The organism is Cellulomonas bogoriensis 69B4 = DSM 16987 (assembly GCF_000767165.1).
In the GTDB taxonomy this organism is placed as follows: domain Bacteria; phylum Actinomycetota; class Actinomycetes; order Actinomycetales; family Cellulomonadaceae; genus Actinotalea; species Actinotalea bogoriensis.
The window spans coordinates 1-366 of sequence record NZ_AXCZ01000484.1 but is presented as its reverse complement, the minus strand read 5'-3'; the positions used below and the strand labels follow the sequence as shown (position 1 = coordinate 366).

Sequence of the window (366 nt, the reverse complement as noted above, 5' to 3'; positions counted from 1 at the left end):
TGCTGGCGGTCAAGCCCTCGCCGGAGTGACGTGCCGGGTCCGTGGCGGGGCGCGCACCAGCGCGACCGGCACCCGGGACGTTACAATGTCACCCTAACCCCGGACCTTCTTCCCGAGCCTGGCGTCGCCGAAAGGTTCTCTGTGTCATCCCTCTCTTCCCAGCCTGTCCTGCCGCGTGAGTTCGAGCACCCGGCGCTTCAGGAGCTCGTCCGCGTCGGTCGCACCCACGGGTCGGTCGAGGCCGAGGCGCTGCGGTCCGCGTGCGAGTCCGCCGAGGTACCGCCCAAGCGTCTGCGGGCGGTGGTGCGCGGGCTCGCCGACGCCGGCGTGGTCGTGAACGAGCCGACCGCCCGGCCTGCGGTCGCG

Annotated in this window: 1 pseudogene; it reads left to right on the top strand. The window is 72.7% G+C overall.

Going from position 1 to position 366, the window contains the following annotated elements:
- Window positions 1-141: 141 nt before the first annotated feature.
- Window positions 142-366, top strand: a pseudogene (locus tag N869_RS16135) (RNA polymerase sigma factor); the annotation flags it as partial.